Below are 26,456 nucleotides of genomic sequence, written 5' to 3' on the forward strand. Positions count from 1 at the left end.
AACGGCGGTGGCGGCCGTAGAACGACCCAATGACCACAGGTGCGCCGCGCCCGGCACCGGCTATCCGCCGTGCAGGCGCAGGACGCGCGGCATGGCCTGCCATCGCGGAACGCCGGAACCGACCTTTCCGGCAGCGTGATCCATACGGGGATATATCGATGAAAGCAGCATCATTGCATCCGCGGCCGGGTGCGGCCGCCGCCGCACCCGACGTTGCCGCCGGTCGCGCCGCACGGCGCCCGCGCGCGGCGCGTCGTGAGCGTCGTGAGCGCCGGCCGTGGACCGTCAAGGCGACCTTGCGCGCCGCGTTCGCGATCCTGCTGGCCGGTACGCTCGCGATCGGCGTGTTTTCGCTGTGGCAGATCAGCCGGCTGAACGCGTCGATCTCGTCGGTCTACGAGCAGGGCCACGTCGCGAGCCGCGCGGCGCAGGAAGTCCGGGCCGAGGTGCTGCGGGCGAGCCGTGCGCAGAAGATGCTGCTGACCGCGACCACCGCGAAGGAGCGCGACGAGCTGGGCGCGGAGGTCGGCGCGGGGCTCGCGTCGATCGGCCAGGCGCTCGGCACGCTGCAGCGCTACGCGGATCCGGCCGACGCCGGCGATTCGGCGCGGTTGCGCGCGTTCTCGACGGCCGTCGGCACGTGGAGCGCGCATCTGCGCGATTTCGTCGCGCTCGTGCGCGCGCAGCCGCTCGACCTGTCGCAGATGAACTGGCAGGTCGGCACGCAGGACGTGTCGCTGCTGGTCGAAACCGGCAAGCTCGAAAAACTCGTCGCCGAACTCGTGAAGACGCGCGGCGAGAAATCGAAGGCGACGCTCGATGCGTCTGCCACCATCTTCTCGTCGTCGTTCGCGATGATCGCGATCATGACGGCCGCGCTGATCGTGCTCGCGATCGCGATCGCCGAACGCGTCGTGCGGCGCCTCGCGTCGCAGCTCGGCGGCGAGCCCGCGCACGCGAAGGCGATTGCCGCCGACATCGCGCGCGGCGACCTGACGCGGCCGATCGCGCTCGGCCGGCACGACCGCGACAGCATGGTGCGCGCGCTGGCCGAGATGCAGACGGGGCTCGCGGCGACCGTCGGCGAGATCGCCGTCAGCGCCGAGGCCATCGCGGCCGCGTCCGGCGAGATCTCGACCGGCAATCTCGACCTGTCGCGGCGCACCGAGCAGCAGGCCGTCGCGCTCGAACGCACCGCGGCCAGCATGGAGCAGCTCACGTCGACCGTGCGGCAGAACGCCGAGAACGCGCGGCAGGCGAGCACGCTCGCGGCCAATGCGTCGGCCGTTGCGGAAACGGGCGGTGAAGTCGTCGGGCGCGTGGTCGCGACGATGAGCGAGATCGACGACAGCGCGAAGAACATTCGCGAGATCATCGGCACGATCGAGGGTATCGCGTTCCAGACCAACATTCTCGCGTTGAATGCGGCGGTCGAGGCCGCGCGCGCCGGCGAACAGGGGCGCGGCTTCTCGGTGGTCGCGGGCGAGGTGCGCCTGCTCGCGCAGCGCGCGGCGACCGCGGCGAAGGAGATCCGCGCGCTGATCGGCGCATCGGTGGAGCGCGTCGCGAACGGCGCGGCGCTCGCGCACGACGCGGGCCGCACGATGGACGACGTCGTGCGCGCGGTCAAGCGCGTGACGGACATCATCGGCGAGATTTCCGCGGCATCGGACGAGCAGAGCGCCGGGATCGAAGAGATCGGCCGCGCGGTCACGCAGATGGACGCCGGCACGCAGCAGAATGCGGCGCTCGTCGAACAGGCGGCGGCGGCCGCGAACGCGCTCGACGAACAGGCGCAGGCGCTGAAGTCGCTGGTCGGGCGTTTTCGCATCGCGGCCTGAGCGCGCCCGGCCGCTCCGCGCTTACGATTTCTTCTGCTTGATCGGATCGATGATGACCGTGCAGGTCGTGCCCGCCGACAGCACCACGTCGGCCGGCACTTCGTCGATCCGGATGCGCACCGGCACGCGCTGCGCGAGGCGCACCCAGTTGAAGGTCGGGTTCACGTCCGCGACGAGGTCGCGGCTCTGCGGGTTGTCGCGATCGTAGATGCCGCGCGAGATGCTTTCGACGTGGCCCTTCATCACGCCGCCGCTCATCAGCCGCATCTCGGCCGGCGCGCCGATCTTCACGCGCGGCAGCTTGGTTTCCTCGAAATAGCCGTAGACCCAGAACGAGTGGCTGTCGACGATCGCGAGCTTCGCCTGGCCGGCCACCGCGTAGTTGCCCTTGAACGTCTGCAGGTTCGTGATGTAGCCGTCGACCGGCGCGACGACGCGCGTGCGTTCGAGATTGAGCTTCGCGGCGTCGAGCGCGGCGATTGCCTGCTGGTACTGCGCATCGGCGCTCGACGCGCTGTGCGCTGCGTTCTCGCGGTTTTCCTTCGATACGACGAGCGCATCGAGATCGGCGCGGCGGGCCGCGTCGTCGCGGCGCATCTGCAGTTCCGCGCGGCGGGCGGCGACGGCCGCCTGCGCCTGCTCGACCGCGATCTGGTAGTGCGACGGGTCGATCTGCATGATCAGGTCGCCTTTTTTCACGAGCTGGTTGTCATGCACGGGCAGCTCGACGATCGCGCCCGACACGTCCGGCGCGACGTTGACGATCTCGGCGCGCACGCGCCCGTCGCGCGTCCACGGATCGTCCATGTAGTGCACCCACAGCGAGCGCCCGATCAGGATCGCGACGAGAAGGATGACGGCGGTCGCGACGAAGCCGAAGAGTTTTCTGAGAATCATGATGGTTCGGAATCAACGGTAAACGGCAAGACTCAGTCCGCCGCAAATGCAGACGAGAAGGCAGGCCCGGAACAGCGACGGGTGCCAGACCAGACGGTAGAGGCCTGTATAGGCGAGCAGGCGGTCGACGGCCCAGGTCGCGAGCGCGCCGAGGACGAACATCAGCACCACCGTGGGCATGTAGGCATCGAGAATGGCGATTTCACGCGGCATCATGACGAGGCTCCTGGTTGGGGACGCACGGGGCGGTTGCGGTTGAGCGGCTCGAGCGGCGATTCCGGATCGAGCAGCGCGGTGCGCACGAAATGCAGATGGCTCAGGATGCGCTGCAGCCGGTGGCGCTCGTCGCGCGTCGGCTCGAACGCGTCGAGCGTCTGCCGGGTCGCATCGATCGCCGCATTGGTCGCGGCGAGCGTCGCATCGAAGCGCGCGGCGCTCGGTTTCGCGAACAGCGTCGACAGCGAGCCGCGCATCGTCTCGATCGCGCGACGCCACGGCATCGCCGGCGCATAGCGCGGGTCGGACGGCAGCGTCGCCAGCTCGTGGCGCAGGTCGATCGCCGCGTTGCCGGTTTCGAGCACCGCGAACATCCAGCGCAGCGCGTCGCGCTGCACGTCGGGCTGGTCGGCCGACAGCGTGTGGGCCTGGTACATCAGGTCGCGCGCGCCGCTCTCGAAGCGCGTGCGCAAGCCGGCGAGCCGCGCGTGGCAGGCCGCGACGGCCTGGTGGCGCAGGTCGGCGAACAGCCGCTTCTTGAGCCACGGCGCGGTCGGCGGGAACAGCACCGCGAACGCGATCGCCGACGCCAGCATCGACAGCACGAGCGCGAGCGCGTCGTTCATGAAGCTGGTCGGATCGTAGTGCGTGATGTTGTCCGGGCCGGCGAGGAAGCTGAAGAAGATCAGGTAGCCCATCCCGTAGCCCGCGAGCTTCGGCTTCAGCGTCATGAAGATGCCGATCGCAAGCAGCGGCGCGAGCGCGACGCACAGCAGCGGGAAGCCGTCGATGTGCGGATAGATGCCGAACGTCAGCAGGAAACCCGTGCACACGGCGAGTGCCGTTCCCATGCCCATCTGCGCGGACATCGCGGTCGGGCGCGGCGTCGACGACGCGAGCGCGCAGGTGGCCGCCGCCGTCAGCGTGAGCGTCACGCCGCTCGGCCATGCGCTCTCGATCCAGAACCAGCCGAGCACCAGGATCACGGTCGCGGTGCGAATCGCCGCGATCACCATCGCCGTCATGTTGGTGCGCGGCTCGTAGCGTTCGATCCAGCGCTCGCGTTCGTGCGTCGCGGTCGACAGCGACGCATAGGTCGCCGCGTACTCGTGCAGGTCGGTGATGAAGCGGTACAGCAGTTCGGCGGCCGTATCGAAGTCGAGCAGCGGAAAGTCCGGCTGCGTTTCGAGCGCCGCACGGGTCGCGCGGATGCGGCGCGGCAGCGCGTCGCGCCATGCGAGCAGTTGCTCGGCCGCGTGCCCCGCGTCGGTCGACGAGCGCACGGGTTCGCCCGTGGGCGTCAGCAGCAGCGGCGCGATCTCGCGGAAGTACGGCTCGATCGCGTCGATCGCGGCCTGCGCGCCGGCCGCATGCAGCCGGTTCATCAACTGGTGCAGCGCATGGAAACGGCTCGATGCGCTCATGAACTCGCTGTTCAGCCGCGCGAGGCGGCCGCTGCGCATCCGCGTATCCGGATCCTCGAATACGGCCATGCTGCGCGCGGCCTCGAATCCGACCACGTCGGCGACGAAGCGCGTATGGATGGTTTCGATATGCGCGCGGTCGAGCTTGCCCGACAGCGCCGAAGCGACATAGTCGACGAAGCTGCCGAAGCGCTTGCGCACCGTCGTGCGCATCTGCTCGCCCGTGTACTGCGGAAACACGAGCGCGCTGACCACGCCGGCCGACACGATCCCGACCATGATTTCGGCAACGCGCGTCAGTGCGCTCATGAACGCGCCGTCCGGGTGCTGCGAAGCGGGCAGCCCGATCAGCGCGGTCGTGTAGCCGGCCAGCAGGAAGCCGTAGCTGCGGAAGTTGCGGTTGCGTGCGGCGCCGGCCGTGCACAGCGCGACCCACAGTGCGACCGCCAGCAGGAACAGCTGCGGCTGCTGCGGAAACAAGCCGACGAACGTGAGCGTCGCGATGAGCCCGAAGATCGTGCCGGCGACGCGGTAGAAGCTCTTCGCGAGCACCGCGCCGCTTTGCGGCTGCATCACGATGAACACCGTGGTCATCGCCGTTTTCGGCGCGGGCAGGTCGAGCCGCATCGATACGCCGGTCGCGATGAACGCGGCGAGCAGCGCCTTGAACAGGTAGAGCCACGCGGCGCCGTCGCTGCGGGCCCAGTCGCCGAACGCGGCGGACCAGGCCGCGAGCGGACCGCCGGCGTGCGTGGAAGCGGGGGAGGAGGCTGACATGGCGGTCGCTCCGCGTTACCGTGCGGCCGGCGTGCCGGTCGCGGCGACCTGCGCGGGCCGGGCAACGGCCGCCGCGGGCTTCGCGTCCGACGGGTTGGCACCGTCGGCGGGTTGGTCGTCCGCCGGAACGTCTTCGCCCGTCTCGACGCCGCCGCCGAGCGCGGCCATCAGCTGCGCGTGCGCGGCGAGGCGTTCCGCATCGATGCGGGCCGCCGTCTCCTGCGCGCGCAGCAACTGCTGTTGCGCGATCAGCACGTTCACGTAATCGGTCAGCCCGCGGCGGAAGCCCTCGCGCGACAACTGGTAGCTGCGGTCGTTGGCGGCCACCGAGCGCGCGGCGTCCTTCTTCTGCGTATCGAGCGAGCGGATTCGCACGACCTGGTCGGCAATGTCCTTGAGCGCGCCGACGATCGTCTGGTTGTAGCGCTCGACCGCCTGGTCGTAGCCGGCATTCGCCGCGCCGAGCTGCGCGCGCAGCCGGCCGCCTTCGAAGATCGGCAGCGTCAGCGCGGGGCCGGCCGTCCAGCCGCCGTTCATCGCGCGCAGGAAGTCGGTGAACGGCGCGGTCACGCCGAAGCCGCCGACCGTCGCGAGCAGGTCGATGTTCGGGTAGAACGAGGCCTTTGCGACATCGATGCCGCGCGCCTGCGCGTCGACCGTCCAGCGCGCCGCGACCACATCGGGGCGGCGGCCGAGCAGGTCGGCCGGCAGCGCCGACGGCAGGCCGGCCGGCGCGTCGAGCGCAAGCTGCGGCCGCTTGATCGCGTCGCCGGCGCCCGGGCCCTTGCCGGCCAGTGCGGCGAGCTGGTGGCGCGCGAGCTGGATCGCTTCTTCATAGCTGTCGATCTGGCGCTCGTAGTCGGGCAGCGTCGATTCCGCCTGGCTCACTTCGAGCTGCGTGCCGAGGCCGGCCTGCAGCCGCTTGCGCGCGAGATCGGCGAGCGAGCGCTGGCGTTCGAACGTTTCGTGCGCGAGGTCGAGCAGCGCATAGTTCATCGACATGCCGACGTACGCGCGCACGACGTTGACTTCGAGTTCGAGCTTCGCCGCGCGCGCGTCGGCGGCGGTCGCATGCGCGGTGTCGAGCGCGCGTTCGGTCGTGTTCTTGTCCTTGCCCCACAGGTCGAGGTGGTACGACAGGCTGAGCGTGCCGGTGTTGTTCCAGGTATCGGCGTTCGCGAGCGGGCCCGGGCCGTAGAACACGTTGTCGGGCCAGTGCTCGCGCATCAGCGAAAGATTGCCGTTGATCTGCGGCAGTTCGGCCGAGCGGGCGACGCGCGCCATCGCCTGCGCTTCGCGCACGCGTGCCTCGGCGGCCGCGAGTGTCGGGTTGCCGGCCTGGGCGGCGGCGATCCAGGAATCGAGTTGCGGATCGCGGTAGGCGCGCCACCAGTCGGCCGCGGGCCAGCCCGCGTCGCGGTCGGCTGCGCGGATCGCGGCGCCGGCGTCGAGCGCGTTCGCTTCGATGCGGGCCGACTGCGGCTTGTTGTCGCCCATGCTCGCGCATCCGGCCATTATTAATGAGACTGCAAGAACCGCCAGTGCGAGCGTCCCTTTTGTCGCCGGAGACTGCACGATTTTCTCCCTTTCGGATATAGATGAGTCGGATGCGATTATATTTTTCAGTGATTCCTGAATAAACGGACAACGGTGCAAGTCATTTTTACGAATCCTGAGACAATACTTGTTCGCCTCTGTGCAACAATCCGTCCGGATTCAAACGGGTAATCGGATGGATACGTTACAAAACATGCGGGTATTCGTCCGCGTGGTCGACGCGGGGAGCTTTACCGCGGCCGCCCAGCAGATGAATTCGACCACCGCCTATGCGTCGCGCGCGGTCTCGGATCTCGAGGCGCACCTGCGCACGCGTCTCCTGAACCGCACGACGCGCCGGATCGCGCTGACCGAAGCCGGCGAGCGCTACCTGCAGCGCTGCGAGCAGATCCTCGCGTACGTCGACCAGGCCGAAGCCGAGGCCGGCGACGCGCACGCGCGCCCGTCCGGCAAGCTGAAGGTCCATTGCTTCACGAGCCTCGGCCAGCACTACCTGGTGCCGGCCATTGCGCGCTATCGCGAGCGCTATCCGGACGTGCACGTCGAGCTGACGCTCGCGCAGCGGATGCCCGACCTGCTCGACGAGGGGTACGACGTTGCAATCGTCGTCGGCCGCGACCTGCCCGATTCGGGGCTCGTGTCGCAGCGGCTCGGCGAGAGCTACAGCGTCGTGTGTGCGTCGCCCGGCTACGTCGAGGCGCACGGCGTGCCGCAGCGGCCGGCGGATCTCGCGCAGCACGTGTGCCTCGGGATGGTCGCGCCGGGCTTTCACTACGACGAATGGGCGCTGGCGGGGCCGAACGGCGAAGAAGTCGTTCCGATCACGGCGCCGCCGTTTCGCGTGAACGTCGCCGAGGCGCTCGCGGTGGCCGTGCGGGAGGGGATGGGGATCGGCGGGCTGCCGCTTTATTCGGCGATCGGCTGGCTGCGCAGCGGGCATATCGTGCGCGTGATGCCCGAATACCGGTCGCACGTGATGAACATCTACGCGCTCTATCCGTCGCGTCAGTACCTCGACGCGAAAATCCGTACCTGGGTCGATTTCCTGCGTGACGAACTGCCGTCCACGCTCGCCGCCGACGAAGCCGCGCTCGAGCAGTACACGCGTGCGACATGAGCGCGCGGTTGACTGCAATCTGACGAGATTTGTCCTTCACGCAACATTTTTTTACGAACGCGTGTCTGACAGTTTGATACTGTTAAAGTAATCGATATACGTCACCCCGGAGTAGCAATGGATACGCACCTGATGATCGGCCTTGGAGTCCTGCTTGGCGCGGCCGCTGCCGCCGCGGCGACCCGCGACCTGCTGCGTGCGATGAAGGCGAAGGCACGGATGAAGCCGGTGCCGGTGCGCGTGCGCGCGGCACAGCACGGATCGCGCCGCAGCGACCGCTGATCGGGCCATATCGGCCCGTACGACCCGTATCAGTCCCGGTCGGAGAAGGCCGCGCAACGCGGCCGGGCGGGCTTGGCGTTCAGCCGAGCTCGACGACCTTGTCCCACGCGAACGCGGTATTTTCCAGTTCGCCGGTGCGCCGGCGGATGTAGCCGCGCGGATTGCACACCACGCGCGTGCCGCCGTCCGCAACATAGTCGAATGACGTATGCGTGTGGCCGTGGATCCACAAATCCACCGGCGGCCGCACGAGTTCAGCCATATCCGTGACAAACCCCGCCGACGCAAGGTCTTCCGCATAGCGTTCCGCCAGCGAGCGCCGGTGCGGCGCATGATGGGTGACGACGATCGTCCGCCCTGCGAACGGCACCGCGAGCTGCGCTTCCAGCCACGCGCGGCCTTGCCGATGCAGCGCGATCGCGTCGGCCGGCGAGAAATCCCGTTCCGCCGCGCCCGGTGCCGCATGCAGCGCCGCGTCGTGCGGCCAGGTCACCTGGATCAATCCCTTGAAATCGAGCATCACGCGCAGCGCGGCTTCGATTGAGGTGGCGATGCTGGCTTCGTCGCTGCCGAACAGCGAGAAATCGGCCCACAGCGTCGTGCCGAGCACGCGGAAGCGCTGTTCGGGATCGACGTAGACGCCGTTGTTCAGGTAATGCACGTTGTCGAGCGCATGCGCCGCGTCGCGCATCGCCGCCTCCAGCGCGCCGAATTCCCCGTCGTAGTACTCGTGGTTGCCCGGCACGTAGATCACCGGCACGGCCGGGTCGAACGTCTCGGCGGCCCAGCGCAGGCCTTCCGCGTGATTGTGGATGTCGCCGGCGAGCACGACGAGATCCGCGTCGGCATGCGCGATTACGTCGGGCTGGTTGCTTTCGAGATGCAGGTCGGACAGGATGCGGACTTTCACGGGCTTCGCTCCGGAGTGGGCGGCTTCAGCGCAGGACCTTGCCGGGATTCATCAGGCCGCGCGGGTCGAGCGCGGTCTTCAGCGTGCGCATCAGCGTCGTTTCGACCGGCGACTTGTAGCGCTGCGCGTCGTCGATCTTCAACTGGCCGATCCCGTGTTCCGCGCTGATCGTGCCGTGGTGGCGGTGCACGTTGTCGTAGACGATCCGGTTGATCGGCGCCTGGAACGCGGCGAGGAACGCCTTCGGATCGCCGCCTTCGGGCATCTGCACGTTGTAGTGAAGGTTGCCGTCGCCGAGGTGGCCGAACGTGACCATCCGCGCGCCCGGCGCGGCCTGCTGGATCGCCGCGTCGGTCTCGTCGATGAACCGCGCGACCGACGAGATCGGCACCGCGATGTCGTGCTTGATGTTGAGACCCTCGTTGGCCTGCGCGAGCGGGATGTGCTCGCGCAGGTCCCAGAACGCGCGCGACTGCGCGAGATTCTCCGCGACCACCGCGTCGACCACGAGCCCGGCCTCGAACGCTTCTTCCATCAGTTTCTCGAACAGCGCGCGCGCATGCGCTTCGCTTTCGTTGTCGGACAGTTCGAGCAGCACCGTCTGCGAATGCGTCTGCGCGAACGGGTAGCGCAGTTGCGGGTAGTGCTTGCCGACCAGTTGCATGCAGAAATCCGACATCAGCTCGAAGCCGGTCAGCAGCGGCCCGGCCGCACGCTGCGCGAGCGCGAGGAAGTCGAGCGCCGCGTGCGGCGATTCGAGCGCGGCGAGCGCCGTGACCTGCGCGGCCGGCAGCGGATGCAGCTTCATCACGGCAGCGGTAATGATCCCGAGCGTGCCTTCCGCGCCGATGAACAGGTCGCGCAGGTCGTAGCCGGTGTTGTCCTTGCGCAGCCCGCGCAGGCCGTCCCAGATCTCGCCCTGCGGCGTCACGACCTCGAGCCCGAGGCACAGCTCGCGCGCGTTGCCGTAGCGCAGCACCGCGGTGCCGCCAGCATTGGTCGACAGGTTGCCGCCGATCGTGCAGCTGCCTTCCGCCGCGAGGCTCAGCGCGAACAGCCGGCCGCCTTCGCGGGCGCGTGCCTGCACGTCGGCGAGGATCACGCCGGCTTCGACGGTGATCGTGTTGTTGTGCGGATCGAGCGCACGCACGCGGTTCAGGCGCGCGACGCTCAGCACGGCCTGGCTGCCGCTCGCGTCGGGCGTCGCGCCGCCGGCGAGGCCCGTGTTGCCGCCTTGCGGCACGAGCGCGATGCCGTGCGCGTTGGCCAGCTTGACGAGCGCGGCGACTTCGGCCGTGTTCGCGGGTTTCAGCACCGCGCACGCGGCACCCTTGTAGCGGCGGCGCCAGTCGGTCAGGAACGGTTCGGTATCGTGCGGATCGGTCAGCACATGGTCGGCGCCGATCGCGTCGCGGCACGCGGAAACGAAAGCTTCGGAGGACATCATTACCTTGTCGCGTAAGGGTCAGGACGCGGCGCGCGACTTTTTCGCCGCGCGTTTGAACGGCGCGACGTACGCCAGCGCCGCCACGAAGAAGCCGACGGCAAGCGCGGTCTCGCACCAGCCGAGCGTTGCGGACAACCCGCGATCGGACATGCCGCGCACGATGCCTTCGGCGAAATAGACGAGAATCAGCATGCTCGCCCACTGCATCGTATAGATGTTACGCCGCCAGACGCCGGGCAGTGCGAGCGCGAGCGGCACGGCCTTCAGCATCAGCGCGGAGCCGCCCGGGCGCAGCGGCGCGAGCCACAGCTCCCACGCGAGCGACAGTGCGATCAGTGCGACGAGGCACGCGACGGCGGCCAGCGCGCAGCGCGGCCGGGCAGCGACGGCGGGGCGGGCGGGCGCGTTCATGCGGCGTCGGCGGCCTGGGCGTTGGAGAGGGCGGCCGCCGCGCGTGCGAGCCGCACGCCGAGCGCGGCCGCGAGCGCCTTTTCGTCCGCCGACAGCCTTTCGGGGTCGGCGCGGCCGTGCTGCGCGACATGCGACGCGCCGTACGGCGTGCCGCCGGTGCGGGTCGTGCTGAGCGCGGATTCGGTGTACGGGATCCCGACGATCATCATCCCGTGATGCAGCAGCGGCAGCATCATCGACAGCAGCGTCGATTCCTGGCCGCCGTGCAGGCTGCCGGTCGACGTGAACACGCTCGCCGGCTTGCCGGTCAGCGCGCCCGACAGCCATTGCGGCGTCGTGCCGTCGAGGAAATACTTGAGCGCGGCGGCCATGTTGCCGAAGCGGGTCGGCGAGCCGAGCGCGAGGCCCGCGCATTCCTCGAGGTCGCGCAGTTCCGCATAGGGCGGACCGTCGGCGGGAATGTCGGGGGCGCTGGCTTCGCAGACCGTCGACACGGGCGGCACGGTGCGGATGCGTGCCTGCATGCCCGGCACGCTGTCGATTCCGTTGGCGATCGCGAGCGCGAGATCGCGCGTGGCGCCGTGACGGCTGTAATAGAGGACGAGGATGTCTTTCATGGGCTACGGAACCGCGTGCGGCCGCGCGCGTGCCCGGTGCAGTCGGCCCCTGCTGGATCGAGCGGCTATTATAGGGGCTGAAGCCGTCGCGCAGCGCGGCGGCGGCGCGCCTGCGGGCGCGCGGCATCAAGAAGGAGAAGCCGTTTGCCGAAGTTGAACGTCGATCTCGACACCATCAAGCGCCTCGCGCAGTTCGCGGCCCGGCGCAGCGCCGAGGATCGCATTCCGCAAGTGGCGGGCAGCCTCACGTTCACGACGATGCTGGCGCTCGTGCCGCTCGTGACGGTCGCGTTCGCGCTGTTCACCGCGTTCCCGATGTTCGCGTCGTTCCAGCTGTCGCTGCAGGGGTTCCTCGCGGATCACCTGATGCCCGCGCAGTTCAACATCCAGATCTTCAAGTACCTGAACCAGTTCGCGTCGAAGGCCAAGGGGCTGACGACGGCCGGCCTGATCGTGCTCGTCGTCACGTCGGTGATGACGATGATGACCATCGAATCGGCGTTCAACCTGATCTGGCGGGTGCGCAAGCCGCGGCCGTTCGCGCAGCGCGTGCTCGCGTACTGGGCGCTGATCACGCTTGGGCCCTTGCTGTTCGGCGTGAGCCTGTCGATCTCGTCGTACCTGTTCACGCAGTCGCTGGCGTTCACCGGCGCCGCGCCGTCGACGTCGATCGTCGAGTGGCTGCTCGCGCTCGCGTCGCTGCCGCTGACGGTGCTCGCGTTCACGCTGCTGTACGTGTACCTGCCGAACTGCACGGTCGCGTGGCGCGACGCGGTGATCGGCGGGCTGTTCGCGGCCGTCGCGTTCGAACTCGCGAAGCGCGGCTTCGGCTACTACGTGCGGCGCATTCCGACCTATACGGCCGTGTACGGCGCATTCGCGGCGCTGCCGGTGTTCCTGCTGTGGGTGTATCTCAGCTGGTTCGTCGCGCTGCTCGGTGCGATGGTGACCTCCGCGCTGCCGGCGATCCGCGTCGGCCAGTTCCATCGCATCCACTATCCGGGCAGCGACCTGCTCGATGCGCTCGAACTGCTCGCGCGGCTTGCCGAGGCGCGCGCGGCCGGCAAGCCCGGGTACGCGGCGCTGCGGCTCGCGGCGATGCTGCGCTGCGACATGGAAACCGCGCAACGGCTGCTGACGACCATGGAGGAACGCGAATGGGTCGCGCGGCTGGACGGCGGCGATGCCGCGCCGCGCTATGTCCTGCTGGCGAACCCGGAGCAGCTGACCCTGGCGCAACTGTTCGACGTGCTGGTGATCGACCGCACGGAGCTGACTTACCAGCTGCAGCGGCGGCGCAGCCATGTCGACGGTGCGGCGCTGCTCGAGGTGCTGTCGAACGAGCGGTTCGACGTGTCGCTCGCGTCGCTGATCGCCGCGCACCGGCTCGCGGGCGCACAGCCGACGGGTATCCCGGGGCAGGCGCCGGACGGCGTGCCCGACCCGCACGCACGGCCGCCGCGGCCCGCGTGAGTGCGGGGCCGGCGGCTACAGTGAAATCTTGCCGATGCAGATGTCCTTGAACATCACCCAGTCGCCCATCAGGCTGTAGATCGGGTGCCGGAACGTGGCCGGGCGATTCTTCTCGAAGAAGAAGTGTCCGACCCACGCGAACCCGTAGCCGCAGACGACAGCTGCCGGCAGCCACAACCAGTGGCCTGTCGCGATCGCCATCGCGACGCAGCCGATCACGCCGAGCGAGCCGATGAAGTGCAGCCGCCGCGACGTCAGGTTCTGGTGTTCGTTCAGGTAATACGGGTAGAAATCAGCGAAGCTGGCGAATTGCTCCGAATGCGTATGCGCCATGGCCGTCTCCTCGGGCCGCTGTTCATGCGGCCATTGTGCGGCCGGCGGCCGGTGTCCGCAAGCGGGGCGGCGCGCCGCGCCGGCCCGTGCTTTCCTTTTGACAGGCTTTCCGATAGGATCGAAAGAGGTTTTGCATTCAAGCATGAGGGGACTACGATGCGCGTCAGCGATATTCTGAAAGTGAAGGGCAACACGCTGTTTACGGTGACGCCCGATAAGCCGCTGCGCGAAGCGGTCGATACGATGGCCGAGCACGACATCGGTTCGCTCGTCGTGATGGAGTACGGCGATCTCGTCGGGATGCTGACGTTCCGCGAGATCATCCTGCGCCTGCACGTCAACGGCGGTGCGATCGGCGACGTGCAGGTGCGCAAGGTGATGGACGAGCCGCTCACGTGCACGCCGGAAACGGACGTCAACGAAGTGCGCCGGATGATGCTCGAGCGCCACGCGCGCTACATGCCCGTGCTCGACAAGAAGGTGCTGATGGGCGTCATTTCGTTCTACGACGTCGCGAAGACGGTCGTCGAGGCGCAGAGCTTCGAGAACCGGATGCTGAAGGCGTACATCCGCGACTGGCCGGAATCGGAAGCCGAAGCGCACAAGCCGTGAACCACGCCGCGCCCGGCGCCCTGACGCGCGGGCGTCGCCATCCGGCACGCGGCGGCGCAGGTTTGTCCTGCGCCGCCGTTTTTTCAACGACAACACAACAAGGCCCGCGCAGCTTCGCCAAGACGACGCGCGCGTATTCCGCATGAGCGATCAAACGCAAGCCACTTCGGGGCGGCGCGACGAACGGCGCGCCCACGCATCGCAGTTCGACCTGCTGCGCGAGCGCCGTTTCGCACCGTTCTTCACGACCCAGTTCCTCGGCGCGCTGAACGACAACGTCTTCAAGATCGGCTTCACGTCGCTCGTCACCTATCACACAGCACGGTTCTCCGGCGTCGACGCGAAGACCGCCGCATTCCTGATTTCCGCGATCTTCATCCTGCCGTTCGTGCTGTTCTCGGCGACGTCCGGCCAGATCGCCGACAAGTACGACAAGGCGACCCTCACGCGCTTCGTGAAGACCTTCGAGATCGTGCTGATGCTGGTCGGCGCGGCCGGCTTCGTCACGCACAGCGCGGCCCTGCTGTATCTGTGCACGTTCATGATGGGGATGCACTCGACGCTGTTCGGGCCCGTCAAGTATTCGTACCTGCCGCAACATCTCGGCGAGCACGAACTGGTCGGCGGCAACGGTCTCGTCGAGATGGGCACGTTCATCGCGATCCTGATCGGCACGATCATCGGCGGCGCGGCCGCTGGCATCGAGGGCAGCGGCGAGCGCGTGCTCGCGGTGAGCGTCGTCGTCATCGCGATCGCGGGGCGGCTCGTCTCGCAGCGCGTGCCGTCCACGCCGGCGCCGCAGCCCGATCTCGCGATCAACTGGAATCCGTTCAGCGAGACCTGGCGCAACCTCGGGCTCGCGCGGCAGAACCGCACCGTGTTCCTGAGCCTGCTCGGCATCTCGTGGCTGTGGTTCGTCGGCGCGACGTTCCTCACGTCGTTCTTCAATTTCGCGAAGGACGTGCTGTCCGCGAGCCCCGACGTCGTCACGATCCTGCTCGCGACGTTCTCGGTCGGCATCGGCCTCGGTTCGCTGCTGTGCGAGCGCCTGTCGCAGCGGCGCGTCGAGATCGGCCTCGTGCCGCTCGGCTCGATCGGCATCAGCGTGTTCGCGATCGAACTGTATTTCGCGAGCCACGCGCTGCCGTCGCCCGGCCACCTGCTGTCGGTCGGTGAATTCCTGGCCGGCGCGCGCCACTGGCGCATCCTCGCCGACCTGTTCCTGCTCGCGATGTTCGGCGGCTTCTACAGCGTGCCGCTGTACGCGCTGATCCAGAGCCGCAGCGCACCGACGCACCGTGCGCGGATCATCGCCGCGAACAACATCCTGAACGCGCTGTTCATGATCCTGTCGGCCGTGATGGCGATGGGGCTGACCAAGGCCGGCGTCGGCATCCCGGGCCTGTTCCTCGTCACCGCGCTGCTGAACGTCATCGTCGCCGCGTATATCTACCTGCTCGTGCCCGAGTTCCTGCTGCGCTTCGTCGCGTGGGTGCTCGTGCACACCTTCTACCGGATTCGCCTCGTGCACGCGGAGCGGATTCCGGCGGAGGGTGCGGCCGTGCTCGTCTGCAACCATGTCAGCTATGTCGATGCGCTCGTGCTGGCCGCCGCGAGTCCGCGCCCGATCCGTTTCGTGATGGATCACCGGATCTTCAAGACGCGCTTCGCGAGCTGGGTGTTCCGGCATGCGAAGGCGATCCCGATCGCGCCGCGTCACGAGGACCCCGGGATGCTCGCGCGCGCGTACGACGCGTGCGAGGCCGCGCTGAAGGACGGCGAACTCGTGTGTATCTTCCCCGAGGGCAAGCTGACGAAGACGGGCGACATCAACACGTTCCACCACGGCATCACCGAGATCCTGAGCCGCACGCCGGCGCCGGTGATTCCGATGGCGCTGCGTGGATTGTGGGGCAGCTATTTTTCGCGGCATTCCGATGCGCGGATGCCGCGGCCCATCAAGCGCGGCGTGATGAGCCGGCTGACGCTGGCGGTCGGCGAGCCGATTCCGGCGTCGGTCGCGACGCCCGAATCGCTGCAGGCCGCGGTGACCGAGCTGCGCGGCGCTCGGAAGTAGGCGGGCGGGGTGCCCGCCGGTATCGCGCCGGGCGAGTATTTCGCCTGGAAGCGGGCCGGAACGGGCTTCCGGCCGCACCGACGGGGCTGCGCGTGCACGTACCGTGCGCCCGGCCTGCGTCTCATGCGGCACGCTCTGTCGGGACGGCTGGCATAATAGCGGCTTACCTCTTTTTCTCGACCGGCAAACGATCGACCTGCCTGCGGCCCGGGCGGCGCATCGGTTTGCTCATTTCTCTTTGGGCGGTTCCATCATGTCCGGCAATACCCTCGGCACGCTTTTCACTGTCACGACCTTCGGCGAATCGCACGGTCCCGCGATCGGCTGCGTGATCGACGGCTGCCCGCCGGGGATGGGGCTGACCGAAGCCGACATCCAGGTCGAGCTCGATCGCCGCAAGCCCGGCACGTCGCGGCACGTGACGCAACGGCAGGAGGCCGACGAGGTCGAGATCCTGTCGGGCGTGTTCGAAGGCGTGACGACCGGCACGCCGATCGCGCTGCTGATCCGTAACACCGACCAGCGCAGCAAGGACTACGGCAACATCGTCGAGACGTTCCGTCCCGGCCATGCCGATTACACGTACTGGCAGAAGTACGGCATCCGCGACTACCGCGGCGGCGGCCGCTCGTCTGCACGCCTGACCGCGCCGATCGTCGGCGCGGGCGCGGTCGCGAAGAAGTGGCTGCGCGAGCGCTTCGGTGTCGAGGTGCGCGGCTACATGAGCGGCCTCGGCGAGATCGACGTGCCGTTCGTCGACTGGTCGCACGTGCGCGAGAATCCGTTCTTCTCGCCGAACGCGGCGATCGTTCCCGAGCTCGAGGCCTACATGGATGCGCTGCGCAAGGATGGCGATTCGATCGGCGCGCGCATCGACGTCGTCGCGTCGGGCGTGCCGGTCGGCTGGGGCGAACCCGTGTTCGACCGTCTCGATGCGGACATCGCGAAGGCGATGATGAGCATCAACGCGGTGAAGGGCGTCGAGATCGGCGCGGGCTTCGACAGCGTCGCGCAACGCGGCTCCGTGCACGGCGACGAGCTGACGCCGAGCGGCTTCGTCGGCAACCATGCGGGCGGCGTGCTCGGCGGGATCTCGACGGGACAGGACATCACCGTGTCGATCGCGATCAAGCCGACGTCGAGCATTCGCACGCCGCGCCGCTCGATCACGAAGGCCGGAGAGGAGGCTACGGTGGAAACCTTCGGTCGCCACGATCCGTGCGTCGGCATCCGCGCGACGCCGATCGCCGAGTCGATGCTCGCACTGGTGCTGATCGACCATGCATTGCGCCATCGTGCGCAGTGCGGCGACGTCGAGACGACGACGCCGAAGATCGCGGGCAGCGCGACCTGACGCAAGCGGGCGGGGCGCGGTGCGCCTCGTCTCGACCGTCGAGCGACGAATGCAAACGGGGCGCTGCGTGATGCAGCGCCCCGTTTCGTTTGCAGCAGTGTGCAGCGGCCCAAAAAACGCGCCGCTCGTGGCGGCGCGTTCCGGCAGGTTACATGTTCGGATAATTCGGCCCGCCGCCGCCTTCGGGCGTGACCCACACGATGTTCTGCGTCGGGTCCTTGATGTCGCAGGTCTTGCAGTGCACGCAGTTCTGCGCGTTGATCACCAGCCGATCGCTGCCGTCGTCGTTCTTCACGAACTCGTACACCGCCGCCGGGCAGAAGCGCCCCTCCGGCCCCGCGTACGTGCGCAGGTTCACGTTCACCGGCACGCTCGCATCCTTCAGCGTCAGGTGCGCCGGCTGGTTCTCCTCGTGGTTCGTGTTCGAGATGAACACCGACGACAGACGGTCGAACGTCAGCTTGCCGTCCGGCTTCGGATACTCGATCGGCTCGCACTGCGACGCCGGCTTCAGCGTCTCGTGGTCTGCGTGCTGGTGATGCAGCGTCCACGGCACGTTGCCGCCCATCACCTTCTGCTCGAGCCCGACCATCAGCGTGCCGAGATACAGCCCCTTCGCCATCCACTGCTTGAAGTTGCGCGCGCGGTACAGCTCCGTGTACAGCCACGACTGCTTGAAGGCGTCCGGGTACGCGTTGAGTTCATCGCTCTGACGGCCGGCCTGCACCGCGTCGAACGCGGCGTCCGCCGCCAGCATGCCGGTCTTGATCGCCGCGTGGCTGCCCTTGATCCGCGATGCGTTCAGGAAGCCCGCGTCGTCGCCGATCAGCGCGCCGCCCGGGAACACCGTCTTCGGCAGCGACAGCAGGCCGCCCGCGGTGATCGCGCGCGCACCGTACGACACGCGCTTGCCGCCTTCCAGGAACGCGCGGATCGACGGATGCGTCTTGTAGCGCTGGAATTCCTCGAACGGCGACAGGTACGGGTTCGTGTAGCCGAGGCCCACCACGAAGCCGACCACGACCTGGTTGTTGTCCATGTGATACAGGAACGAGCCGCCGTAGGTATCCGACTTCAGCGGCCAGCCGGCCGTGTGGATCACGAGGCCCGGCTTGTGCTTCGCGGGATCGATTTCCCACAGCTCCTTGATGCCGATCCCGTACGCCTGCGGATCGGCGTTCGCGTCGAGCTTGAACTTCGAGATCAGCTGGCGGCCGAGGTGGCCGCGGCAGCCTTCGGCGAACAGCGTGTACTTCGCGTGCAGTTCCATGCCGAGCTGGAAGTTCTCGGTCGGCTCGCCGTTCTTGCCCACGCCCATGTTGCCGGTGGCGACGCCCTTCACCGAGCCGTCGTCGTTGTAGAGAATCTCCGCGGCCGGGAAGCCCGGGAAGATCTCGACGCCCAGCGCCTCAGCCTGCGTGCCGAGCCAGCGCGTGACGTTGCCCAGCGAGATCACGTAGTTGCCGTGGTTCTTGAAGTTCTCGGGCAGCGCCCAGTTCGGCGTCGTCACCGCGCTCTTCTCGGACAGGAACAGGAAGCGGTCTTCCGTCACCTCGACGGTGAGCGGCGCGCCCTGTTCCTTCCAGTCGGGGAACAGTTCGGTGATCGCGCGCGGGTCCATCACCGCGCCCGACAGGATGTGCGCGCCGATCTCGGAACCCTTCTCGAGCACGCACACGCCGATCTCGGTGCCTTTCTCGGCGGCCAGCTGCTTGAGCCGGATCGCCGCCGACAGCCCGGCGGGGCCGCCGCCGACGATCACGACGTCGTATTCCATCGATTCGCGCGGGCCGTATTGCTCGATGAGGCTTGCGGGGGTCATTGGCGTTCCTCTAACCGTTAGAATGCTTTTATTCGGGAGCGTATTGTCTGCGAAACGAAACGCTTGCCGCAACAGCATGCGTCTAGATTAGCACGATCGTTCTATTTTTTGTGCTAGGGTTATGTCGGCCGGGCCGTGTTGCCCGGGCTGGCGAAATGACATCGAAAGGGGATGTGCAAATGGGTCGATCGATCAATCTGGAAGGCAAGGTTGCGCTGGTCACGGGCGCGTCGAGCGGCCTCGGGCAGCGTTTTGCGCAGGTGCTGTCGCAGGCCGGCGCGAAGGTCGTGCTCGCGAGCCGACGCGTGGAGCGCCTGAAGGAACTGCGCGCGGAGATCGAGGCGGCGGGCGGTGCAGCGCACGTCGTGTCGCTCGACGTCACCGACGTCCAGAGCATCAAGGCGGCGGTCGCGCACGCGGAGACGGAAGCCGGCACGATCGACATCCTCGTGAACAATTCCGGCGTGTCGACGATGCAGAAGCTCGTCGACGTGACGCCGGCCGATTTCGAGTTCGTGTTCGATACCAACACGCGCGGCGCGTTTTTCGTCGCGCAGGAAGTCGCGAAGCGGATGATCATGCGCGCGAACGGCAACGGTAACGGCAAGCCGCCGTGCCGGATCATCAACATCGCGTCGGTGGCCGGCCTGCGCGTGTTTCCGCAGATCGGGCTGTACGCGATGAGCAAGGCCGCGGTCGTGCAGATGACGCGCGCGATGGCACTCGAATGGGGGCGCCACGGGATCAACGTCAACGCGATCTGTCCGGGCTATATCGATACCGAAATCAATCATTACCTGTGGGAAACCGAGCAGGGCCAGAAGCTGCAGTCGATGCTGCCGCGCCGGCGCGTCGGCAAGCCGCAGGATCTCGACGGGCTGTTGTTGCTGCTCGCGGCCGACGAGTCGCAGTTCATCAATGGTTCGATCATCTCCGCCGACGACGGCTTCGGCCTCGCCTGAGCGGATGACATTCAGCAACAAAGAAGACTGCAATGAGCGCAACAAGCGATTACTCACCCGTTTTTGAGATGTCGATGCCGATCCGCTGGGGCGACATGGACGCGTTCGGCCACGTGAACAACACGGTCTATTTCCGCTACATGGAGCAGGCACGGATCTCGTGGTTCGAGGAACTCGGCATCGCCGGCGGCAACGGCGAGGGGCAGGGGCCCGTCATCGTCACGGCGTCGATGGAATTCCTCAAGCAACTGCATTATCCGGGCGACGTGATCGCGAAGATGTCGGCCGCGAAACCCGGCCGAAGCAGCTTCGACACCGGTTTCGAGCTCACGCGTGCGGACGATCCGCAGCACGTCTATGCGCGCGGCAACGCGCGCTGCGTGTGGGTCGATTACGCGCTCGGCAAGTCGGTGCCGCTGCCGCAACTGTTGCGCGACACGATCGAGCGCGCGCTCGCGACGAAAATCGTCTGAGCGCCGATACGGCGAGACCGGCGCCGTCGCGCCGGTGAGTCGCGATGCCCGTTTGTTACCCGAATCGGCCGCCATGCGCGGCCGATTGTCATCCGGGCGCCGCCATTCACTGCCCGTTCATTGCCCCAGCAGGCGCTGCACCAGCTCCGGCGTGTTGTTCGTCCCGTACTTGCGCATCAGCCGTGCGCGGTAGATGTCGACCGTGCGCGAACTGATGTCGAGCACGCGCCCGATCTGCTTGCTGGTCTTGCCGGTCGCGAGTTGCGCGGCGATCTCGCGCTCGCGCGGAGTCAGTTCGACCGCGACGCGGCGCGTCGCGCTCAAGTCCTCGAAGGTCCAGACGCCGTCCGCGAGCGGCGCGGTGCGGTCGAGCGCACGGCCCGTCACGTGGCACCAGAACAGCTCGCCGTCGGCCCGTTTCATGATTCTGTCGTCCGAATAGATGCCGTTTGCGGCCATCACGCGCGAGATGCGCTCGCCGATTCGCTGGAATTCGTCCGTCGACGGGTAGAGCACCTCGTACGATTTTCCGATCAGGTCGGCCCGCGCGCAGCGGAAGATCGACGCGAGCGCGTCGTTGCAGTCCTCGATTACGCGGTCGCGCGACATCACGAGGCCGAGCGGCGCGAGGTGGAAGGCAGTCTGGTAATCGAGAGCGGGCATGGCGCAGGCAACCGGAGGCAAACGCTTATGTATTTTTGCGTATTGTGCCGCATCCGCGCCGCATCGTACCCTTTCAGGCATCTCGCGGCAGTTCGCCGCGACATAAAAACAGCGCGCCTCGACGCACGCATCGCCGCGCATGCATAGAATGATGCGGCGGGCTTGCGGCCCACGTGGGCGCGTGAACCGGTTTTGCTGGTTTCCATAAAGGAAGGGACAACAGATGAACAAAGTCTATCCAAGCGCGGCTGCCGCGCTGGAAGGGATCGTCCGCGACGGACAGACCTTCGCGGTGGGCGGCTTCGGCCTGTGCGGGATTCCGGAGGCGCTGATCGCGGCGTTGCGCGATTCGGGCGTCAAGGGCATCACCTGCATCAGCAACAACGCGGGCGTCGACGGTTTCGGTCTCGGCCTGCTGCTGGAAACGCGCCAGATCAAGAAGATGATCTCGTCGTATGTCGGCGAGAACAAGGAGTTCGAGCGCCAGTACCTGGCCGGCGAACTCGAGCTCGAATTCACACCGCAGGGCACGCTCGCGGAAAAGCTGCGCGCGGGCGGCGCGGGCATCCCCGCGTTCTTCACGAATACCGGCTACGGCACCGTGATCGCGGAAGGCAAGGAAACGCGCCAGTTCGGCGATCGTCACTACGTGCTCGAGCCGTCGCTGACGGCCGACGTCGCGCTCGTGAAGGCGTGGAAGGCCGACAAGTCCGGCAACCTGATCTATCGCCGCACCGCGCGCAACTTCAACCCGATGTGCGCGATGGCCGGCAAGATCACCGTGGTGGAGGTCGAGGAGATCGTCGAGAACGGCACACTCGATCCGGACCAGGTTCATACGCCGGGGATTTTCGTGCAGCGCATCGTGCTGAACGCGACGCCGGAAAAACGCATCGAACAACGCGTCGTACGCGCGAAAGGAGACTGACATGGCCTGGAATCGTGACCAGATGGCCGCGCGCGCGGCGCAGGAACTGCAGGACGGCTTCTACGTGAACCTCGGCATCGGCCTGCCGACGCTCGTCGCGAACCACGTGCCGGAAGGCGTCGAGGTGTGGCTGCAGTCGGAGAACGGGCTGCTCGGCATCGGCCCGTCGCCGACCGAAGATGAAGTCGATGCCGATCTCATCAACGCCGGCAAGCAGACCGTCACGACGCTGCCGGGTTCGTCGATTTTCTCGTCGGCCGACTCGTTCGCAATGATCCGCGGCGGCCACATCAACCTCGCGATCCTCGGTGCGATGCAGGTCAGCAAGCAGGGCGACCTCGCGAACTGGATGATCCCGGGCAAGATGATCAAGGGGATGGGCGGCGCGATGGACCTCGTCGCGGGCGTGAAGCGCGTCGTCGTGCTGATGGAGCACGTCGCGAAGGGCGATCAGCACAAGATTCTCGACGAGTGCAACCTGCCGCTGACGGGTGTCGGCGTGGTCGACCTGATCATCACCGATCTCGGTGTGATCGAAGTGACGCCGGCCGGCCTGAAGGTCCTCGAGCTCGCCGACGGCGTGAGCGCCGACGAGATCCAGGCGAAGACGGGCGCACCGCTCGACGTGAGCGCGGTCGCGTAAGCCGACGGAGCTTGGCGCCGCGCGCTGTTGCGCGGCTGCGGCGCCCCGCATGCTTCGATGCATGCGGGGCGCTGTCTTTTGGCGCGCGGGAATGCGCGTTTTTATGGCGGTCGCGCCCGTGTCACGGACCTTTCTCGATGTATTACGCGATTGCGCCGCCGCCGTCGACGAGTACGGTCGAACCGGTCGAGTACGGCGTCGCCGCCAGATAGACGATCGCGTTCGCGACATCCTCGGGCCGGCCCACGCGGCGCGCCGGCAACCGCTGCGCGGCGCCGGCGAACATGGCGTCGCGCGCGTCGGTCGTGAGCTTGTCCCACAGCGGCGTGGCGATCAGGCCGGGCGACGCCGTGTTGACGCGTACCGGGGCCAGTTCGAGTGCCAGGCCGCGGGCCAGTGCATCGAGTGCCGCATTGATCGCGCCCTGCAGCACCGACGACGCACTCGGTCGCACGCCGAGAAACCCCGACACGAACGTCAGCGAGCCGCCCGGGACGATGTCGATTGCCCGCGCGATGCGATACGCGCCCCAGAACTTGCTGTCCATCGCGGCCTGCGCGGCGTCGAGTGCGAGCGAGCGGACCGGGCCCGTTGCGGTTTGGGCGGCGGAAATCACGACGTGGTCGAACCGGCCGGCGCGTGCGCAGAATGCGTCGACTTCGTCGGTTCGCGTGATGTCGAGCGGTGCGAAGCGCGTGCCGCGGCCGATTGCGGCCGCGATCGCCTCGCCCTTGCGTGCGTCGCGCGAAGCGATCGTCACGCGTGCGCCGCGTTGCGCGAATGCCTGCGCGGCCGCCGCGCCGATCCCGGAGCTCCCGCCGACCACGAGCACCGCGTTGCCATTGAATGAATCGTTCATGATGGTTCGTTTCCGTTGAGAAGAAAGAAATCCGGTCAGATCGTCTCGGTTTCGCGCAGTGTCGCCGCGCTGCCGAGCGCGTAACGCGCGATCTCGTCCTTGCGCATGAACGCGACACCCGGATGCGATCGCGCGTAGCGCAGGAATTCGTCCCACGCACGGACCATCTGCGGCGTGCCGCTGATCCGGTCGTGTGCGCTGATCGACATCAGCCTGCGTCGCTGCCCGGCCTCCGCGTAGAGCTGGTCGAAATCGAGCTTGATCTGCTCCAAGAACATCGTCGGCGAGTAATTGCGGCCTTCGATCAGCAGGATGTCGTTGTTGCGCAGCGTGTACGGGACGACCACGAAATCGTGCCCGTTCACGGTCTCGATGAACGGCTCGTCGCGGCTGACGTCGTCGATGTGATAGACGTAGCCGAGTTCCTGCAGCAACGACAGCGTGTTTGGCCCGCGCCGCAACCAGTTGCAGTTGTAGCCGATCGGCCTCGTGCCGGTCACCGCCTCGACCATGTCGCGCGCTTCGGTCAGGAAGCGTCGCTCGTCGTCGCGGCTCATTGCGAACTGCGAGCGCCAGGTCGGGCCGTGCGCGGCCGCTTCGTGGCCGCGCGCGACGATCTCGCGGGCCAGTTCGGGATGGCGGCGCGCGGCTTCCCCGATCATGTGCGACGTGACTTTCACGTCGTGGCGGTCCCACAGGTCGAGAAGGCGCGGAATCCCTTCCCGGTAGCCGTATGCGAACCAGGTGGCTGACGCGAGATCGACCGGCACGGACGGTGGAAACGCGACTGGCGGGAAGGGGCTGTCCGCGCCCTTGGGCGGTTGCCCGCCGGCTTCGAATTGCATCGAGATCGAGATCGCCAGGCGGATGTCGTCCGGCCAGAACTTGCCGTCCGCGGCGGTCGGCGCGGCGAGCGGCCCGGCCGTTGCGGCGCTTGCGCCCCGCGCTGCGCTGCCGAGTACCGCGCCGGCGGCGGCCAGCCCGGCGCCGGCACCGGCCTGTGCGAGGAACGCGCGGCGGGCCGTGCGCATCGAAGGATCGAAGTTCGTCATCGGCCGGGCCCTCAGTTTGCGACGCCGAGTTGGCGCATCAGTGTCAGGTTGTCTTCGATGTGCCAGTTCTCGGCGATCCGGCCGGCCGCGATCCGGTAGATGTCGGTCGCGATGAAATCGACTGCCTGTCCATGACCGGTCGTGTTACCGAAGACCGCGGTGAAATGCCCGCGAAACCGCAGGTGGACGACGACGCGATCGCCGGCGACGATCATCTGCTCGATCTCGCAATGCAGGTCGGGAATCGCCGCGCGCATCGTTCGTGATGCCGCGAGCGGCCCCGGCAGGCCCTGGGCGCGTCCGGCCGGCAGCGTGCGATCCGTGAAGTCGGCAGCGAGTGCCGCGCGCGCAAGCGTCTCGTCTCCGGTGTCCCAGAACGTGGCGTAGCGGCGCGCCGCAAGGATCTGGTCGTTCGCCTGCGCGGCAGGCAGTCCGGCCGCGACCGTCAGGTGCAGCGGAGCCGCGAGATCGGCCGCATTGGCGGTGACAGGCGGTAGCGCGACTGCGGCAAACGTCGTCGCGAGCGTGCCGGCAATCGAGCGGCGCAGGAATCGTTGCAACGCAGACATCGGATTCTCCTTTTTCATGATGGTGCGCCTGGATGGCGCAGTGACGTCATGGTAGGTTTCCGAATTCGATATAAATACCAAGGGGAATCGAATGGATTATTCGAAAAAAAGAAAGGGTGGCGGCTCGAGGATGCTCGAATGCTGATCGACGACCTGCCCGCGCTGGAAACCTTCTCGATCGTCGTCGCGGCGGGCAGCCTGTCGGCGGCGGCGCGGGAGCAGGACTTGTCGCTGTCGGTAATCAGCAAACGGCTTGCGCACCTGGAGGCACGGCTCGGCGTGCGCCTGCTGCACCGGACGACTCGCCGGCAGACGCTGACCGACGAGGGCGCGCTGTTCCATGCACAGGTGCTGCGCATCCTCGCCGAAGTCGACCTGGCGGAAACGCTGATGCAGGATCGCCGCGGCACGGTGAGCGGCCTGCTGCGCGTGACCGCGCCGGGCGACATCGGGCGCCTGCGGATCGCGCCGCTCGTCGCCGAGTTCCGGCGCCGGCATCCGCAGGTGTGCGTGCAACTGATTCTGACCGACACGGTCATCGATCTGCTCGCGCACGAGATCGACGTCGCGGTGCGGATCGGCAGTCTCGCCGATTCGTCGATGATCGCGCGGGAACTGGCGCCGAACCGCCGCGTGCTGTGCGCGTCGCCGGCATACGTGGCCGAATGCGGCTTACCGGTGCATCCCGGCGAGCTGCGTGCGCACCGTTGCATCGTGATGGGCGAGCAACTGCAGGCGGAATGGCGGTTCGATGGCTTGGACGGCCCGATCGCGGTCGAGGTCGCGGCGGCGGTGCTGACAAACGACGGGGGCGCGGCGCGCATGCTTGCGCTCGACGGCGCGGGCATTGCGTTGAAGTCGATCTGGGACGTCGCGTCCGATCTCGAGGCGGGCCGGCTCGTGCGGGTGCTGCCTGCGTATGCGGCGCCAGCGGCGCCGCTGCATGCGGTCTATCCGGGCGGGCGGCATCTCGCGTTGCGCGTGCGGACGTTCGTCGACTTCATGCGCGAGCGCTTGCAGGCGGCGTGGCACTGGGACGAGAGCTGACGTTGCGCGCGATTGTGCGGATCGTTTCGTCGAAAGAGGGCGCCCGGCGAACATCACGCGCGCAGCATTCCGCGGCACGGATGGCCGGTGGCA

At 67.6% G+C, this 26,456-nt stretch carries 26 protein-coding genes; 12 read left to right on the forward strand and 14 right to left on the reverse strand.

What is annotated here, in order from left to right; all coding sequences use genetic code 11:
• Positions 1-158 precede the first annotated feature (158 nt).
• The gene (locus KVT39_RS24840; RefSeq protein ID WP_034183391.1) at positions 159-1,841 is read left to right on the forward strand and encodes a methyl-accepting chemotaxis protein; all 1,683 of its coding nucleotides are present in this window, start codon (positions 159-161) and stop codon (positions 1,839-1,841) included.
• Between the two features lie 21 nt (positions 1,842-1,862).
• Here KVT39_RS24840 and KVT39_RS24845 read toward each other — a convergent pair whose 3' ends face one another.
• The 4 genes from KVT39_RS24845 to KVT39_RS24860 are packed head-to-tail and all read right to left on the reverse strand — an operon-like array spanning position 1,863 to position 6,730.
• A complete protein-coding gene (locus KVT39_RS24845; RefSeq protein WP_034183392.1) occupies positions 1,863-2,738 on the reverse strand; it encodes an HlyD family secretion protein in 876 nt (291 codons plus the stop codon).
• A 12-nt stretch (positions 2,739-2,750) separates the two neighbouring features.
• Positions 2,751-2,954 carry a DUF1656 domain-containing protein gene (locus tag KVT39_RS24850; protein WP_011351756.1) on the reverse strand — a complete coding sequence of 68 codons (204 nt, stop codon included), beginning with the start codon at positions 2,952-2,954 and terminating at the stop codon, positions 2,751-2,753.
• Complete coding sequence (locus KVT39_RS24855) at positions 2,951-5,155, reverse strand: FUSC family protein (protein WP_217590431.1); 2,205 nt, start codon at positions 5,153-5,155, stop codon at positions 2,951-2,953. The genes KVT39_RS24850 and KVT39_RS24855 overlap by 4 nt, the downstream gene beginning before the upstream one ends.
• A gap of 15 nt (positions 5,156-5,170) precedes the next feature.
• Positions 5,171-6,730 carry an efflux transporter outer membrane subunit gene (locus tag KVT39_RS24860; RefSeq protein ID WP_131946476.1) on the reverse strand — a complete coding sequence of 520 codons (1,560 nt, stop codon included), beginning with the start codon at positions 6,728-6,730 and terminating at the stop codon, positions 5,171-5,173.
• Positions 6,731-6,887: 157 nt separating this feature from the next.
• Between KVT39_RS24860 and KVT39_RS24865 the strand changes: the two genes are divergently transcribed.
• Together KVT39_RS24865 and KVT39_RS24870 are read left to right on the forward strand one after the other, a co-directional pair.
• A complete protein-coding gene (locus KVT39_RS24865; RefSeq protein ID WP_105390696.1) occupies positions 6,888-7,829 on the forward strand; it encodes a LysR family transcriptional regulator in 942 nt (313 codons plus the stop codon).
• Positions 7,830-7,946: 117 nt separating this feature from the next.
• Positions 7,947-8,111 carry a hypothetical protein gene (locus KVT39_RS24870; protein WP_165948056.1) on the forward strand — a complete coding sequence of 55 codons (165 nt, stop codon included), beginning with the start codon at positions 7,947-7,949 and terminating at the stop codon, positions 8,109-8,111.
• Between the two features lie 79 nt (positions 8,112-8,190).
• Here KVT39_RS24870 and KVT39_RS24875 read toward each other — a convergent pair whose 3' ends face one another.
• Genes KVT39_RS24875 through wrbA form a run of 4 tightly spaced genes read right to left on the reverse strand, consistent with a single transcriptional unit; the run spans position 8,191 to position 11,496 of the window.
• Complete coding sequence (locus KVT39_RS24875; RefSeq protein WP_217590432.1) at positions 8,191-9,021, reverse strand: metallophosphoesterase; 831 nt, start codon at positions 9,019-9,021, stop codon at positions 8,191-8,193.
• Between the two features lie 25 nt (positions 9,022-9,046).
• Complete coding sequence (locus KVT39_RS24880; protein ID WP_217590433.1) at positions 9,047-10,468, reverse strand: FAD-binding oxidoreductase; 1,422 nt, start codon at positions 10,466-10,468, stop codon at positions 9,047-9,049.
• An 18-nt stretch (positions 10,469-10,486) separates the two neighbouring features.
• Positions 10,487-10,879, reverse strand: a complete 393-nt coding sequence (locus KVT39_RS24885; RefSeq protein ID WP_034183397.1) for a DUF2069 domain-containing protein — start codon at positions 10,877-10,879, stop codon at positions 10,487-10,489.
• Entirely contained in the window at positions 10,876-11,496 is a 621-nt protein-coding gene (wrbA, locus tag KVT39_RS24890) for an NAD(P)H:quinone oxidoreductase (protein WP_034183398.1), read from the reverse strand. Before wrbA ends, KVT39_RS24885 begins: the two co-directional genes overlap by 4 nt.
• 144 nt (positions 11,497-11,640) lie before the next feature.
• Between wrbA and KVT39_RS24895 the strand changes: the two genes are divergently transcribed.
• Positions 11,641-12,969 carry a YihY family inner membrane protein gene (locus KVT39_RS24895; protein ID WP_131946479.1) on the forward strand — a complete coding sequence of 443 codons (1,329 nt, stop codon included), beginning with the start codon at positions 11,641-11,643 and terminating at the stop codon, positions 12,967-12,969.
• Positions 12,970-12,984: 15 nt separating this feature from the next.
• Here the strand turns inward: KVT39_RS24895 and KVT39_RS24900 are convergent, their stop codons facing one another.
• The gene (locus KVT39_RS24900; RefSeq protein ID WP_034183400.1) at positions 12,985-13,302 is read right to left on the reverse strand and encodes an Mpo1-like protein; all 318 of its coding nucleotides are present in this window, start codon (positions 13,300-13,302) and stop codon (positions 12,985-12,987) included.
• A gap of 156 nt (positions 13,303-13,458) precedes the next feature.
• On the opposite strand from KVT39_RS24900, the gene KVT39_RS24905 reads away from it, so the two are divergent.
• From KVT39_RS24905 to aroC, 3 genes are all read left to right on the forward strand, one after another.
• Entirely contained in the window at positions 13,459-13,914 is a 456-nt protein-coding gene (locus tag KVT39_RS24905; protein WP_006488504.1) for a CBS domain-containing protein, read from the forward strand.
• Positions 13,915-14,056: 142 nt separating this feature from the next.
• A complete protein-coding gene (locus KVT39_RS24910; protein ID WP_217590434.1) occupies positions 14,057-15,991 on the forward strand; it encodes an MFS transporter in 1,935 nt (644 codons plus the stop codon).
• Positions 15,992-16,244: 253 nt separating this feature from the next.
• A complete protein-coding gene (gene aroC, locus KVT39_RS24915; protein ID WP_217590435.1) occupies positions 16,245-17,345 on the forward strand; it encodes a chorismate synthase in 1,101 nt (366 codons plus the stop codon).
• A 148-nt stretch (positions 17,346-17,493) separates the two neighbouring features.
• Here the strand turns inward: aroC and KVT39_RS24920 are convergent, their stop codons facing one another.
• Complete coding sequence (locus KVT39_RS24920; RefSeq protein WP_217590436.1) at positions 17,494-19,167, reverse strand: electron transfer flavoprotein-ubiquinone oxidoreductase; 1,674 nt, start codon at positions 19,165-19,167, stop codon at positions 17,494-17,496.
• Between the two features lie 179 nt (positions 19,168-19,346).
• Between KVT39_RS24920 and KVT39_RS24925 the strand changes: the two genes are divergently transcribed.
• Both KVT39_RS24925 and KVT39_RS24930 read left to right on the forward strand, forming a co-directional pair.
• Complete coding sequence (locus KVT39_RS24925) at positions 19,347-20,129, forward strand: SDR family oxidoreductase (RefSeq protein ID WP_034184000.1); 783 nt, start codon at positions 19,347-19,349, stop codon at positions 20,127-20,129.
• 32 nt (positions 20,130-20,161) lie between these two features.
• Positions 20,162-20,602 (forward strand): thioesterase family protein, encoded by a 441-nt coding sequence (locus tag KVT39_RS24930; protein WP_034184001.1) that lies wholly within the window; start codon positions 20,162-20,164, stop codon positions 20,600-20,602.
• A gap of 117 nt (positions 20,603-20,719) precedes the next feature.
• On the opposite strand, the gene KVT39_RS24935 is transcribed toward KVT39_RS24930, so the two are convergent.
• Positions 20,720-21,265 carry a PAS and helix-turn-helix domain-containing protein gene (locus KVT39_RS24935; RefSeq protein WP_034184002.1) on the reverse strand — a complete coding sequence of 182 codons (546 nt, stop codon included), beginning with the start codon at positions 21,263-21,265 and terminating at the stop codon, positions 20,720-20,722.
• A gap of 223 nt (positions 21,266-21,488) precedes the next feature.
• Between KVT39_RS24935 and KVT39_RS24940 the strand changes: the two genes are divergently transcribed.
• Positions 21,489-22,193 (forward strand): CoA transferase subunit A, encoded by a 705-nt coding sequence (locus KVT39_RS24940; RefSeq protein ID WP_034184003.1) that lies wholly within the window; start codon positions 21,489-21,491, stop codon positions 22,191-22,193.
• A 1-nt stretch (position 22,194) separates the two neighbouring features.
• On the forward strand, positions 22,195-22,836 hold the full coding sequence (locus KVT39_RS24945; protein WP_034184004.1) for a CoA transferase subunit B: 642 nt from the start codon (positions 22,195-22,197) through the stop codon (positions 22,834-22,836).
• Positions 22,837-22,978: 142 nt separating this feature from the next.
• Here KVT39_RS24945 and KVT39_RS24950 read toward each other — a convergent pair whose 3' ends face one another.
• Genes KVT39_RS24950 through KVT39_RS24960 form a run of 3 tightly spaced genes read right to left on the reverse strand, consistent with a single transcriptional unit; the run spans position 22,979 to position 25,316 of the window.
• Positions 22,979-23,695 carry an SDR family oxidoreductase gene (locus tag KVT39_RS24950; protein ID WP_217590437.1) on the reverse strand — a complete coding sequence of 239 codons (717 nt, stop codon included), beginning with the start codon at positions 23,693-23,695 and terminating at the stop codon, positions 22,979-22,981.
• Positions 23,696-23,730: 35 nt separating this feature from the next.
• Positions 23,731-24,747 (reverse strand): polysaccharide deacetylase family protein, encoded by a 1,017-nt coding sequence (locus KVT39_RS24955; protein ID WP_131948523.1) that lies wholly within the window; start codon positions 24,745-24,747, stop codon positions 23,731-23,733.
• A gap of 11 nt (positions 24,748-24,758) precedes the next feature.
• Positions 24,759-25,316: an ester cyclase gene (locus tag KVT39_RS24960; RefSeq protein ID WP_105390711.1), complete on the reverse strand. Its 558-nt coding sequence runs from the start codon at positions 25,314-25,316 to the stop codon at positions 24,759-24,761.
• A 138-nt stretch (positions 25,317-25,454) separates the two neighbouring features.
• On the opposite strand from KVT39_RS24960, the gene KVT39_RS24965 reads away from it, so the two are divergent.
• Positions 25,455-26,363: a LysR family transcriptional regulator gene (locus tag KVT39_RS24965; RefSeq protein WP_217590438.1), complete on the forward strand. Its 909-nt coding sequence runs from the start codon at positions 25,455-25,457 to the stop codon at positions 26,361-26,363.
• Positions 26,364-26,456 lie beyond the last annotated feature (93 nt).

The sequence above is a fragment of the Burkholderia sp. GbtcB21 genome (assembly GCF_019091065.1).
GTDB classification, from domain to species: Bacteria; Pseudomonadota; Gammaproteobacteria; order Burkholderiales; family Burkholderiaceae; genus Burkholderia; species Burkholderia pyrrocinia_C.